12 protein-coding genes and 1 riboswitch are annotated in these 12,411 nt (G+C 73.7%); of the genes, 8 read left to right on the top strand and 4 right to left on the bottom strand.

Going from position 1 to position 12,411, the window contains the following annotated elements:
• Window positions 1-62 precede the first annotated feature (62 nt).
• From shc to ACFVQZ_RS30280, 6 genes are all read left to right on the top strand, one after another.
• Window positions 63-2,063, top strand: coding sequence for a squalene--hopene cyclase (shc, locus tag ACFVQZ_RS30305; RefSeq protein WP_383627906.1), 2,001 nt, complete (start codon window positions 63-65; stop codon window positions 2,061-2,063).
• Complete coding sequence (locus ACFVQZ_RS30300; RefSeq protein WP_383627904.1) at window positions 2,063-2,719, top strand: 1-hydroxy-2-methyl-2-butenyl 4-diphosphate reductase; 657 nt, start codon at window positions 2,063-2,065, stop codon at window positions 2,717-2,719. Before shc ends, ACFVQZ_RS30300 begins: the two co-directional genes overlap by 1 nt.
• Before the next feature lie 7 nt (window positions 2,720-2,726).
• Window positions 2,727-3,743: an adenosyl-hopene transferase HpnH gene (gene hpnH / locus ACFVQZ_RS30295; RefSeq protein ID WP_030495676.1), complete on the top strand. Its 1,017-nt coding sequence runs from the start codon at window positions 2,727-2,729 to the stop codon at window positions 3,741-3,743.
• 10 nt (window positions 3,744-3,753) lie between these two features.
• Window positions 3,754-5,139, top strand: coding sequence for an aspartate aminotransferase family protein (locus ACFVQZ_RS30290; RefSeq protein ID WP_030495677.1), 1,386 nt, complete (start codon window positions 3,754-3,756; stop codon window positions 5,137-5,139).
• Between the two features lie 76 nt (window positions 5,140-5,215).
• Window positions 5,216-5,845: a helix-turn-helix transcriptional regulator gene (locus tag ACFVQZ_RS30285; protein ID WP_030495678.1), complete on the top strand. Its 630-nt coding sequence runs from the start codon at window positions 5,216-5,218 to the stop codon at window positions 5,843-5,845.
• 20 nt (window positions 5,846-5,865) lie between these two features.
• A complete protein-coding gene (locus ACFVQZ_RS30280) occupies window positions 5,866-6,030 on the top strand; it encodes a DUF6126 family protein (protein WP_321192919.1) in 165 nt (54 codons plus the stop codon).
• A gap of 15 nt (window positions 6,031-6,045) precedes the next feature.
• On the opposite strand, the gene ACFVQZ_RS30275 is transcribed toward ACFVQZ_RS30280, so the two are convergent.
• A complete protein-coding gene (locus ACFVQZ_RS30275; RefSeq protein ID WP_383627900.1) occupies window positions 6,046-6,870 on the bottom strand; it encodes a tyrosine-protein phosphatase in 825 nt (274 codons plus the stop codon).
• A 390-nt stretch (window positions 6,871-7,260) separates the two neighbouring features.
• Window positions 7,261-7,425, top strand: a riboswitch (cyclic di-AMP (ydaO/yuaA leader).
• A 4-nt stretch (window positions 7,426-7,429) separates the two neighbouring features.
• Here ACFVQZ_RS30275 and ACFVQZ_RS30270 point away from each other — a divergent pair.
• Together ACFVQZ_RS30270 and ACFVQZ_RS30265 are read left to right on the top strand one after the other, a co-directional pair.
• Complete coding sequence (locus ACFVQZ_RS30270) at window positions 7,430-8,416, top strand: peptidoglycan DD-metalloendopeptidase family protein (RefSeq protein ID WP_383627898.1); 987 nt, start codon at window positions 7,430-7,432, stop codon at window positions 8,414-8,416.
• Between the two features lie 175 nt (window positions 8,417-8,591).
• Window positions 8,592-9,395: an SGNH/GDSL hydrolase family protein gene (locus ACFVQZ_RS30265; RefSeq protein ID WP_030495681.1), complete on the top strand. Its 804-nt coding sequence runs from the start codon at window positions 8,592-8,594 to the stop codon at window positions 9,393-9,395.
• On the opposite strand, the gene ACFVQZ_RS30260 is transcribed toward ACFVQZ_RS30265, so the two are convergent.
• Genes ACFVQZ_RS30260 through ACFVQZ_RS30250 form a run of 3 tightly spaced genes read right to left on the bottom strand, consistent with a single transcriptional unit; the run spans window position 9,382 to window position 12,410 of the window.
• On the bottom strand, window positions 9,382-10,245 hold the full coding sequence (locus ACFVQZ_RS30260; RefSeq protein WP_383627896.1) for an STM4011 family radical SAM protein: 864 nt from the start codon (window positions 10,243-10,245) through the stop codon (window positions 9,382-9,384). The genes ACFVQZ_RS30265 and ACFVQZ_RS30260 overlap by 14 nt on opposite strands.
• A 9-nt stretch (window positions 10,246-10,254) precedes the next feature.
• Entirely contained in the window at window positions 10,255-11,592 is a 1,338-nt protein-coding gene (locus tag ACFVQZ_RS30255; protein WP_383627894.1) for an STM4012 family radical SAM protein, read from the bottom strand.
• Entirely contained in the window at window positions 11,589-12,410 is an 822-nt protein-coding gene (locus tag ACFVQZ_RS30250; protein ID WP_383627989.1) for an STM4013/SEN3800 family hydrolase, read from the bottom strand. The genes ACFVQZ_RS30255 and ACFVQZ_RS30250 overlap by 4 nt, the downstream gene beginning before the upstream one ends.
• Between the last annotated feature and the right edge of the window lies 1 nt (window position 12,411).

Below are 12,411 nucleotides of genomic sequence, written 5' to 3'. Positions count from 1 at the left end.
CCCGCCCCGGCCGACGGCAGACCCGCAGGAGCAGAAGGAACCGACTGCACGAAGGGGAAGCCATGACAGCGACGACCGACGGAAGCGCCGGGGCAGTGGGCCCCCTCGCGCCCGCGGCCCGCACCACACCGCAGCACCGCACCACCCCCGCCCCGGGACCCCTGGACGAGGCCGCCGCCCTCGCCGTCCGCAGGGCCACCGACCACCTCCTCGCCCGCCAGGCCCCCGAGGGCTGGTGGAAGGGCGCCCTGGAGACCAACGTCACCATGGACGCCGAGGACCTGCTGCTCCGCCGGTTCCTCGGGATCCTCGACCCGGACACCACGGCCGCCGCCGCCCGTCACATCCGCAGCCGGCAGTACGAGGACGGCACCTGGCCCACCTTCCACGGCGGCCCCGGCGACCTGTCCGCCACCGTCGAGGCGTACGTCGCCCTGCGGCTCGCCGGGGACCGGCCCGAGGACCCGCACATGGCCCGCGCCGCCGCCTGGGTCCGCGCCGAGGGCGGCATCGCCGCCGCCCGCGTCTTCACCCGCATCTGGCTGGCCCTCTTCGGCTGGTGGCGCTGGGAGGACCTGCCCGAGCTGCCGCCCGAGCTGGTCTTCCTGCCGACGTGGTTCCCGATGAACATCTACGACTTCGGCTGCTGGGCCCGGCAGACCATCGTGCCGCTCACCGTCGTCTCCGCGCACCGCCCGGTCCGGCCCGCGCCGTTCGCCCTCGACGAGCTGCACACCGACCCGGACCGCCCGGCGCCGCCCCGGCCGCTCGCCCCGCTCACCGGCTGGGACGGCCTCTTCCAGCGCCTCGACAAGGCCCTGCACGTCTACCACCGGTTCGCCTGGCGCGGCCTGCGCAGGGCGGCCATGAACGCCGCCTCCCGCTGGATCGTCGAGCGGCAGGAGAACGACGGCTGCTGGGGCGGCATCCAGCCGCCCGCCGTCTACTCGCTCATCGCCCTCCACCTGCTCGGCTACGACCTGGAGCATCCCGTCATGCGGGCCGGCCTGGAGTCCCTGGACCGGTTCGCCGTGTGGCGGGAGGAGCCCGACGGGCCCGTCCGCATGGTCGAGGCGTGCCAGTCGCCCGTCTGGGACACCTGCCTCGCCACCATCGCCCTCGCCGACGCCGGCCTGCCCGCCGACCACCCGGCGCTCGTCAGGGCCGCCGACTGGATGCTCGGCGAGGAGGTCACCAAGGCCGGCGACTGGGCCGTCCGCCGGCCCGGACTCCCGCCCGGCGGCTGGGCGTTCGAGTTCCACAACGACAACTACCCGGACATCGACGACACCGCCGAGGTGATCCTCGCGCTGCGCCGGGTCCGGCACCCCGACCCCGCCCGCGTGGACGCCGCCGTCGCCCGCGCCGCCCGCTGGACCGTCGGCATGCAGTCCGGCAACGGCGCCTGGGCCGCCTTCGACGCCGACAACACGGGCGTTTTGCCCAACAAACTGCCCTTCTGCGACTTCGGTGAGGTCATCGACCCGCCCTCCGCCGACGTCACCGCCCACGTGGTCGAGATGCTCGCCCACGAGGGCCGCGCCGACGACCCCCGCACCCGCCGGGGCATCGACTGGCTGCTCGCCGCCCAGGAGCCGAACGGCGCCTGGTTCGGCCGCTGGGGCGTCAACTACGTCTACGGCACCGGGTCGGTGCTGCCCGCCCTCGCCGCCGCCGGACTCCCCGCCTCCCACCCGGCGTTCCGCCGGGCCGTCGCCTGGCTCGCCGCCGCGCAGAACCCGGACGGCGGCTGGGGCGAGGACCTGCGCTCGTACGACGACCGCTCCTGGATCGGCCGCGGCGCCTCCACCGCCTCGCAGACCGCCTGGGCCCTCATCGCCCTGCTGGCCGCCGGCGAACGCGAGTCGGAGTCCGTCCGCCGGGGCGTCGCCTGGCTGACGGACACCCAGCGCGAGGACGGCTCCTGGGACGAGCCGTACTTCACCGGCACCGGCTTCCCCTGGGACTTCTCCATCAACTACCACCTCTACCGGCAGGTCTTCCCGCTCACCGCGCTCGGCCGGTACCTGCACGGCGAGCCCGTCCCGCGCCGGGAGGGGTGATGCAGCGCCCGCCCGGGGAACCGGGCGCCGCCGCGCCGCCGCTGCTCGTCGCCTGCGCGCTCGGCATCGAGCGGTTCGCGCTGCGCGGCGGCGGCCGGTCCGGGGCCCCGGGGCCGGTCCGGGTGGTCCGCACCGGCATGGGCCCCGCCCATGCCGCCCGCGAGGTGTCCCGGGCGCTCGCGCGCGACGGCTGGGCCGGGGCCGCCGTCGTCGCCTCCGGCTTCTGCGCCGGACTCGCCCCCGGCATGCACCCCGGCGACCTCGTCGTCGCCGGGGAGACCCGCGACCCCTACGGCACCACCGCCTGCGACGGCACCGCCCTGCTGGTCGACGCCCTCACCCGGGCGCTGCCCGGCCGGACCGTGCACACCGGCCCGCTGACCGGCTCCGACCACGTGGTGCGGGGCCCCGAGCGGGCCGCGCTGGCGGCCGGCGGGGCGATCGCCGTCGACATGGAGTCCGCCGCCACCCTCCGTACCGCCCGGGCCGTCGGACCCCGGCCCCTTGCCGCCGTACGGGTGGTCGTGGACGCCCCCGAGCACGAACTGGTCCGCATCGGCACCGTACGCGGGGGAATATCGGCCTTCCGTGTCCTGCGTGCCGTCCTTCCCGCCTTCTTCGAATGGCACCGTTCTCTGCTGCTCCCCAGGAGGTGAGCGAGTCATGGCCATGCCGCTCCGTCAGTCCGTCCGGGTCGGGACCTATCTCCTCGAACAGAAGCTCCGCAAGCGGGACAAGTTCCCGCTCATCGTCGAACTGGAGCCGCTCTACGCCTGCAACCTCAAGTGCGAGGGCTGCGGCAAGATCCAGCACCCGGCCGGCGTCCTCAAGCAGCGGATGCCGGTCGCCCAGGCGGTCGGCGCCGTCCTGGAGTCCGGCGCCCCGATGGTCTCCATCGCCGGCGGCGAACCCCTGATGCACCCGCAGATCCACGAGATCGTGCGCCAGCTCGTCGCCCGGCGGAAGTACGTCTTCCTCTGCACCAACGCGATGCTGCTGCGCAAGAAGCTCGCCGACTTCACGCCGTCCCCCTATTTCGCCTTCGCCGTCCACATCGACGGACTGCGCGAACGCCACGACGAGTCCGTGGCGAAGGAGGGCGTGTTCGACGAGGCCGTCGCCGCGATCAAGGAGGCCAAGCGGCGCGGATTCCGGGTCACCACGAATTCCACGTTCTTCAACACCGACACTCCGCAGACGATCATCGAGGTGCTGAACTTCCTCAACGACGACCTCCAGGTCGACGAGATGATGATCTCCCCGGCCTACGCCTACGAGAAGGCCCCCGACCAGGAGCACTTCCTCGGCGTCGAACAGACCAGGGAGCTCTTCCGGAAGGCGTTCGCCGGCGGCAACCGGCGCCGCTGGCGGCTCAACCACTCGCCGCTCTTCCTCGACTTCCTCGAAGGCAAGGCCGACTTCCCGTGCACCGCCTGGGCGATCCCCAACTACTCCCTCTTCGGCTGGCAGCGCCCCTGCTACCTGATGAGCGACGGGTACGTCCCCACCTACCGCGAACTCGTCGAGGAGACCGACTGGGACAAGTACGGCCGCGGCAAGGACCCGCGGTGCGCCAACTGCATGGCGCACTGCGGCTACGAACCGACCGCCGTCCTCGCCACCATGGGCTCGCTCAAGGAGTCGCTGCGGGCGGTCCGCGAGACCGTCCAGGGGAGCTGAGGGGCGCACCATGACCGACGGGTTCGACCTGCGGGCCCTGCTCGCCGAGCGCGGCGGCGAGCGGTACGCGCTGCACGCCCGCCACCTCAACCCGCAGCTGCCCCGGATGCTGCACACCATCGGCTTCGACAAGGTCTACGAGCGGGCCGCCGGCGCCCACTTCTGGGACGCCGACGGCAACGACCACCTCGACATGCTCGCCGGCTTCGGCGTCATGGGCCTCGGCCGGCACCACCCCGTCGTCCGCAAGGCCCTGCACGACGTCCTCGACGCGGACCTGCCGGACCTCACCCGCTTCGACTGCCCGCCGCTGCCCGGACTGCTCGCCGAGCGGCTGCTCGCCCACAGCCCCCACCTCGACCGGGTCTTCTTCGGCAACAGCGGCACCGAGGCCGTCGAGACCGCGCTGAAGTTCGCCCGGTACGCCACCGGCCGGCCCAGGGTCGTCTACTGCGACCACGCCTTCCACGGGCTCACCACCGGCGCCCTCTCCGTCAACGGCGAGAAGGGCTTCAGGGCCGGCTTCGACCCGCTGCTGCCCGACACTGCGATCGCGCTCGGCGACCTCGACGCCCTGGAGCGCGAGCTCCGCAGGGGCGACGTGGCCGCCTTCGTGGTCGAGCCGATCCAGGGCAAGGGCGTCCACGAGGCCCCGCCCGGCTTCCTCGCCGCCGCGCAGGCGCTGCTGCGCCGGCACGGGGCGCTGCTGATCGCCGACGAGGTGCAGACCGGCCTCGGCCGGACCGGCGACTTCTACGCGTACCAGCACGAGGACGGCGTCGAGCCGGACCTGGTGTGCGTGGCGAAGGCGCTCTCCGGCGGGTACGTGCCGGTGGGCGCCACCCTCGGCCGCGACTGGATCTTCAAGAAGGTCTACTCCTCGATGGACCGGGTCCTGGTGCACTCGGCCAGCTTCGGCTCCAACGCCCAGGCGATGGCGGCCGGGCTCGCGGTGCTGTCGGTGATGGAGTCCGAGGGGACGGTCGCGCACGTGCGGCGGGTCGGCGGGCTGCTGAAGGGCCGGCTGGAGGAGCTGGTGCCCCGGTACGAGCTGCTGCACGCGGTGCGGGGCCGGGGGCTGATGATCGGGATCGAGTTCGGCCGGCCGAGCTCGCTGGCGCTGCGCGGCCGGTGGGCGATGCTCCAGACGGCCCGCAAGGGGCTCTTCGCGCAGATGGTGGTGGTGCCGCTGCTCCAGCGGCACCGGATCCTCACCCAGGTCTCCGGCGACCACTTGGAGGTGATCAAGCTGATCCCGCCGCTGGTGATCGACGAGGCGGACGTGGACCGCTTCGTGACCGCGTTCACGGCGGTGATGGAGGACGCCCACGGCGGCGGGGGACTGCTGTGGGACTTCGGGAAGACACTGGTCAAGCAGGCGGTCGCGCAGCGCTGAGCCGTCCGCATCCGAAGGTTTTTGCCTCTGGGGCAAGAAACTTGCCTCAGAGGCACGATCCTGGCGGAATGGACGCATGGACCACGTCCCCCGGGGCTCCGCCCCGGAAACCGCCGCCCCCGAGCTCGTGCCCGACGTCGCCCCGCAGCTGCGGGCCCTGCGCCGGCGCCGGGGGCTCACCCTGGAGGCCGCCGCCCAGCGCGCCGGGCTCTCCCCGGCGCACCTCTCGCGGCTGGAGACCGGGAACCGGCAGCCGTCGCTGCCGATGCTGCTGGCCCTCGCCCGTATCTACGGTACGACGGTCGCCGAGCTGCTGGGGGAGGCCCCGCCCGAGCGCGACCCGGTGATCCGGGCCGGGCGGTCCGAGCCGGTCGAGGCGGACGGCTGGATCTACCGGCAGGCTGGCGGCGCCGGGCGCGCCCTGCAGTGCCTCCGCGTGCACGTGCCGTACGCCACCCGGGCCGACATCGTGCGCGTCCACCCCGGCGAGGAGTGGCTGCACGTCCTCGACGGACAGGTCCGGCTCGCGCTCGGCGAGACCGTGCATCTGCTCGATCCCGGGGACAGCGCGCACTTCGACTCGCTCACCCCGCACCGGATCGGCGCGGCCGGCCGCGCCGGCGCCGAGGTGCTGTTCGTCCACACCCTCCTGCAGAGCCCCGCCGCCGAACTGTGCCTGGGCGGCGGCGCCCCGCATTCCCGCTGAACCCCGAAGGGTTGACCGACATGTCCGACAAGTCAGCGCATTCCCGTCCGGTCACCGGAGAGGAGCGCGGGGAGGGCCGCTTCCCCAAGGGGCTGGTGCTCCGCCTCTTCGCGTACCTGGTCGCCGGCCACCTCTTCGCCGCCTTCCTCTACCTGCTCTTCATGCTCGGCGGGCAGAACCAGTAAGCGGTCCCGGGGCGCTCACGCCTCCGTCAGGAACCGCTCGCGCAGCCGCTCGCGGGTCTCGGGCGCCAGCTTCAGGCCCTCCGCGAGGTAGACGTCCACGGACCCCCAGGTCGCGTCGATCGTCTCGAAGGCGGCCCGCAGGTACTCCACCCGCGCGTCGAACAGCGGGCTCAGCAGCTCCACCACCTCGGGCGCCATCCCGTCCCGGGCGGTGGGGCTACGGCGCACCTTGTAGCGGCGGTGCGGGGCGTCGGACTTCACGTAGTCGGCCTCGATCGCCGCGCGCTCCACGCCCAGGGCGAGCAGGGTGATCGCGATCGAGAGCCCGGCGCGGTCCTTGCCGGCCGCGCAGTGCATCAGGGCCGGGACGGCGTCGTCGGCGAGGGCGTGCAGCACCCGGCTGTGCTCGGCGGTCCGCTCCACGACCATCCTGCGGTACGAGGTGATCATCCGCTCCGCGGCCCTGCCCTCGCCCAGCAGCCCGCGCAGGGTGTCGAGGTCGCCCTCCCGGACCAGCCGCCAGAACTCCTTGCCGTCGGCCGGGTCGCTCAGCGGTATGTTCACGTTCCGTACGCCCGGGAGCTCCACGTCGGGCCCCTCCACCTTGGCGTCGGCGGCGTTGCGGAAGTCGAAGACGGTGTGCAGGCCGAGGCCGGCGAGGAAGGCCGCGTCGGACTCGGTGGCGTCGGCGAGGTGGCCGCTGCGGAACAGGGTGCCGGGCCGGACGGCGCGTCCGTCCGTCGTCGGCAGGCCGCCCACGTCCCGGAAGTTGCGGACCTCCGCGAGCTCGGGCTCGCCGGGCTCGAAGGGCGACTGGACCTGCGGCAGCTGTTGCGTCACGGATGCTCCTGGGGGTAGGCGTTCGCGGGGCGGGGAACGAGATCGGTTCCCCCCGCAATCATCCCGGCGCCGGGGGGTGCGGCGCACCCCCCTGAGCAGCAATGGGCGATCTGTCCGTATTGGGATGCTTGGGATAACCCGCCCTGGTTGAGGGGGAGATGGCGTCCGGCGCGTGAGCAGCGTCATAGAAGTGACGGATCGTGGCCGACCGCCCGGACCAATCCCCCTCCGCGAAAAGGGAATCGAGGGTCCGTCATCCACGGAGGGTGACCGGAATTCCGGGCTCGAAGATCGCCCCGGAATGCCCGGAGAATTCGGCGGCTTGTTCGCGCCGACCCCGCTCGTCTAGCGTCGCCGTCAATCCGGTCGGACCGCCGAATCCTGCCACCGTCCGGAATTCGACCCCATCCCATCGCACGGCAGGAGCGGGGGACCCAAGGAAGTACGCCGGTCCCGCGAACGCAGGACGGCTCGGGGTGAAGCCGCGTGAGAAACGCGGCCGGGCATCTCCAGTCCGAACCCGACAGCTCACCTCGCAGGCGCCGGAGAGGAATTCGCCATGCCCGCGAAGGGTAAGCACCGCCGTCCGAAGTCCACCCTGATCACCCGTGGCCTGGTCGCCGCCGGCACCGGTGGCGCCGTCGTCGCCCTGCCGCTCATCGGCGCCACCGGGGCCCACGCCGCCGAGCAGGCCGCCCCGGCCGCCGCCCCCGCCGCCGTCGTGAGCGCCGCCGCGCAGGTCCAGGCCGCCGCGCCCGCCGCCGCCCCGGCCGCGAAGGCCGCCGCTCCGAAGACGTACTCCGTCGTCGCCGGCGACTACCTGTCCAAGATCGCCGCCGAGCAGGGCGTCGCCGGCGGCTGGCAGAAGCTCTACGCGGACAACCGCCAGGTCGTCGGCGAGGACCCGTCGCTGATCCTGCCGGGCATGAAGCTCACCCTCGGCGCCAAGAACACCGCCAAGGCCGCCGCGCCGAAGGCCGCCGCCGAGGCCGCCCCGAAGGCCGCCGCGAAGACCGAGCGCAAGGCCGCCCCGAAGGCCGAGCGCAAGGCCGTCCAGAAGACGCGGTCCGCCGGCGAGCAGACCCGCGCCACCCGCTCCACCGAGCGCGCCGCCGCCCCGGCCGCCGCGCAGCCCGCCTCCTCCGGCTGGGTCGCCCCCGTCACCGGCGGCGTCTCCACCCCGTACCGCGCCTCCGGCTCCATGTGGTCCTCCGGCTACCACACCGGCGCCGACTTCATCGCCTCCTCCGGCACCACCGTCCGCGCCGTCGGCGCCGGCACGGTCGTCTCCGCCGGCTGGAGCGGCGCGTACGGCAACGAGGTCGTCATCAAGCACGCCGACGGCAACTACTCGCAGTACGCCCACCTCTCCTCCCTCGCCGTCTCCGCCGGCCAGTCGGTCAGCGGCGGCCAGCAGATCGGCCTCTCCGGCTCCACGGGCAACTCCACCGGCCCGCACCTGCACTTCGAGATCCGCACCTCGCCGAGCTACGGCGCCGACATCGACCCGCTGGCCTACCTGCGCCAGCACGGCGTCTCCATCTGACGCACCCCCGTCCGGACGCGGTCCGGCCGGCCCCGGCGGAGGCCCGGCACCCCCTGGTGCCGGGCCTCCGCCCTATTCCGGCTTGGCACATTCTTTATCGGTGGCATATATCACCCACCGTCAACCCCTCCTTACGGTCGCGTAGGACACACCCGAAAGGGGAGGATGTGCTGCCGTGGCAGACGATTCGAGAGAAACAGACAAGAGCGCGTTCGGTGCATTCGGGTCGTACGCGGCGATCGGCGACAGCTTCACGGAAGGCGTCGGAGACCCCGGTCCCGACGGGACCTACGTCGGCTGGGCGGACCGCCTCGCGGTGCTCCTCGCCGACCAGCTGCCGGACCACCAGGAGTTCCGCTACGCCAACCTGGCCGTCCGCGGACGACTCCTCGACCAGATCGTGACCGAGCAGGTGCCCCGGGCCAAGGAGCTCGCGCCCGACCTGGTCACCTTCTGCGCCGGCGGCAACGACATCATCCGCCCCGGCACCGACCCCGACGACGTCGCCGAGCGCTTCGAGCGGGCCGTGCGCGACCTCACCTCCGCCGTCGGCACCGTCATGGTCACCACCGGCTTCGACACCCGCGGCGTACCCGTGCTCAAGCACCTGCGCGGCAAGATCGCCACGTACACCGCCCACGTCCGCGCCATCGCCGACCGCTACGACTGCCCGGTCCTCGACCTGTGGTCGCTGCGGTCGGTCCAGGACCGGCGCGCCTGGGACGACGACCGGCTGCACCTCTCGCCCGAGGGGCACACCCGGGTCGCGCTGCGCGCCGCGCAGGTCCTCGGCCTGCCGGTGCCCGCCGACCCCGACCAGGAGTGGCCGCCGCTGCCCGCCCGCGGCCCGCTGGAGGTCCGGCGGGACGACATCCACTGGGCGCGCGAGTACCTCGTGCCGTGGATCGGCCGGCGGCTGCGCGGCGAGAGCTCCGGCGACCACGTCGAGGCCAAGCGTCCCGACCTCATGCCCCTGTAGTCCAGGGGCGGCCGGCGGGGATCCGCTCCAGGACCCCGCCGGCGAACACGTCGTACAGCGGCAGCGTCTCCAGGTGCACGTAGCCGATGTGGCAGTCGCAGACGGCGAGCGGGCAGGCGCGCGGGCGCAGCGCGGCCCGGTACGAGCCGTCGTACAGATTGCCCAGCTCCGCCTTGACGAAGTGGCAGCGCCGCACCGTCCCGTCGCCGTCCACCGACACCACCGACGCGCCGGTCCGGCACGGCAGCCCCACCGAGCGGTGCGGATGCCGGCTGTACGGGAAGAGCGGGTCGATGCCCGTCCACGCCGCCGCCTCCGCGTCGGTGTAGGTGTGCCCCTCGGCCGCGTTCACCCACAGGTAGACGTGGTCGGGCAGCGCGGCCCGCAGCCGCAGCGCCTCCGCGTGGTGCTCGGGCAGCCCCACCACGCCGACGCTGAACCGGACGCCGCGGTCCGCCAGGTCGAGCGCCTTCCCGAGGAAGCGGTCGTACGGGGTCTGGCCCGGGTGGTACGTGCACCACAGGGCCAGCGCGTCCAGGTCGGCCTCGTCGAGCCAGGACGTCCGGCAGCTCAGATTGGTCTGGATCGCGACCCGCTCCACGTGCGGCAGCCGGGACAGCTCCACCAGCGCCCGCCGGTACCAGGAGCGGACCAGCCCCTCGCCCCACGGCGTGAAGAGGATCCGCAGCCGGTCCCCGGTCTGCCCGGCCGCCCAGCCGGTGAACCGCTCCAGCGCCGCCCGGTCCGCCCGCAGCGCCTCCGGGCTGTCCCGCCGCTTGGCGAACGGGCAGTACGGGCAGTCGTAGTCGCAGGAGGCGAGCGGCCCCCGGTACAGCAGCGTCAGGTCCACGCCCGCCCCCTACTTCGGCTCGTACGCGGCCATCGCGGCCCGTACGGCGGGGGAGAACAGCTCCGGACCGAGGCCGTCCGAGTGCGCGAGGCCCTCCGGCGACAGGCGCAGCAGCCCGTCCGGCGCCGACCCGTCCAGCCAGCCGTACCCGGCGAACCGCTCCAGCTCCGGGCCGAAGTCCTCGTGCGCGCCCGACCCGAACCGCTTCTCGTACCCGGCGAGCTCCATGCCCTCGGCCTGCAGCAGCGACTGGAGCAGGTGGCGGCGGCGCGCCTCGCCGCCGTCCACCCACCGGCCCACCTCGGCCCGGGAGAAGTCGGCGGTCTCCGTGTAGGCGTCGATGATCGACCGGATCTCCCGCATGTCGACCGCGTAGTCGAAGGAGTAGTGCAGCGCCGCCGTGTACGAACGCGCGCCGCAGCCCAGGCCGATCATGCCGTCGGTCTGGCAGGCGTAGTCGTCGGGCCCGGCCGGGCCCGCGTCCGCCCGCCGGAACATCCGCATCGACACCTGCTCGTAGCCGTGCGCCAGCAGGTGGTCCCGGCCCCGCCGGTAGAGCCGCAGCCGCCGCTCGTCCCACTCCCGGTCCGACTCGGCCGGGGCCGAGCGGCCGAGCCCGGTCAGCGGGCGCACGTACAGCGGGTACAGGTACAGCTCCTCGGGCCGCCAGGCGAGCGCCGCGTCCAGCGAGTACCGCCAGGTCTCCTCGGTCTGCCCCTCGATGCCGTAGATGAGGTCGATGTTGAGCACCGGCACCGCGGTGTCCCGGATCCGGCCGAGCGCCGCCTCCACGTCCGCGCGGCGCTGCGGCCGGACCGCCGCCCGCGCCTCGGCGTCCACGAAGCTCTGCACCCCGATGCTCAGCCGGGTGGCGCCGCGCGCGGCGAGGACCGCGAGCCGGTCGGCGGTGGCGGTGGCCGGCGAGGTCTCGACGGAGAGCGGCACCGCCCGCAGGTCGGCGCCCATGCGGTGCTCGGCGATGTCGCACAGCCGCTCCAGCTCGGCGGCGGTCAGGAAGGTCGGCGTGCCGCCGCCGAACGCCGCCGTCGCGAACCGCACCGGCGCCGCGTCGCCCAGCGCCTCCCGGACCGCCGCGGCCTGCCGGCCGAGCGCGTCCAGGTAGCGGGTCGTCAGCTCGTCCGGGGCGCCGATCCGGGTGAAGAGGTTGCAGAAGCCGCAGCGGACCTCGCAGAAAGGTATGTGCGCGTACAGCGAGAGGGCGTCCTTCGGCTCGTCCGCCCACAGCGCGGCCAGCTCCGGCCGCTCGGGCAGCGGCCGGTACGCCGTCTTGTGCGGGTAGGCGTAGACGTACGAGCGGTACGGACGCGGGTGCGCGGTGCCGGTCACGCGGCGGCTCCTTCCCGGGGACCGTCCAGCGTGAACTGCGCGTACGGCACCGTCCACACCACCTCGTGGCCGAGCCGGTGGCCCGTGTACCCGTCGTCGCCGTACGCCGTCCCGTGGTCCGAGCAGACGATCGCGAAGCAGCGGCGGCGGGAGGACATCGCGGCGAACAGCCGCCCGATGTGCCGGTCCACGTACTCCAGCGCCGCCGCGTGGGTGGCCCGGGTGTCGCCGGCCTCGCGGCGCGCGCCCGGGGTGTGGAACCAGTTGGGCTGGTGCAGGGCCGCCACGTTCACGAAGAGGAAGAGCCGGCGCCCGGCCGGGAGCGCGGCCACCACCTCCTCCGCCCGCGTCACCTGCGCCTCGAACGAGGTCGGCGACGCCACCCCGAACGACGGCTCCCAGTGGCTCTCCTGGAACAGACCGGGCAGCACCGAGCCGAGCGGCGGCCGCTTGTTGAAGAACCCGACGCCACCCACGCACACCGTGCGGTAACCCTCGGCGGCGAGCGCGGACACCAGGTCGGGGGAGTCGTACACGAAGGTGCCGTCCGCGGTGGTCTCGCTGCCCGCGAACCGGGCCGCGAAGAGCCGCGGATGCGGCCCCGGCACCGCCGGCGTCGGCAGGAAACCGGCGAAGATCGCCTGGTGGGAGGCGTAGGTGAAACTGCCGGGGGCGTGCCGCCGCTCCCACCGCCCGCCCGGCAGGTGCCGGGCCAGGTTCGGGATGCGGCCGGCCGCGGCCAGCTCGGCGGCCACGTCGTACCGGAGGGTGTCGAGGGTGACCAGGAGCAGGTCATGGCTGCCGACGATCTCGTTCATG

Origin of the sequence: Streptomyces sp. NPDC057854, from assembly GCF_042797055.1 — a bacterium.
GTDB lineage: Bacteria > Actinomycetota > Actinomycetes > Streptomycetales > Streptomycetaceae > Streptomyces.
The sequence above is the reverse complement of the archived record's forward strand: the minus strand, read 5'-3'. Positions and strand labels throughout refer to the sequence as shown.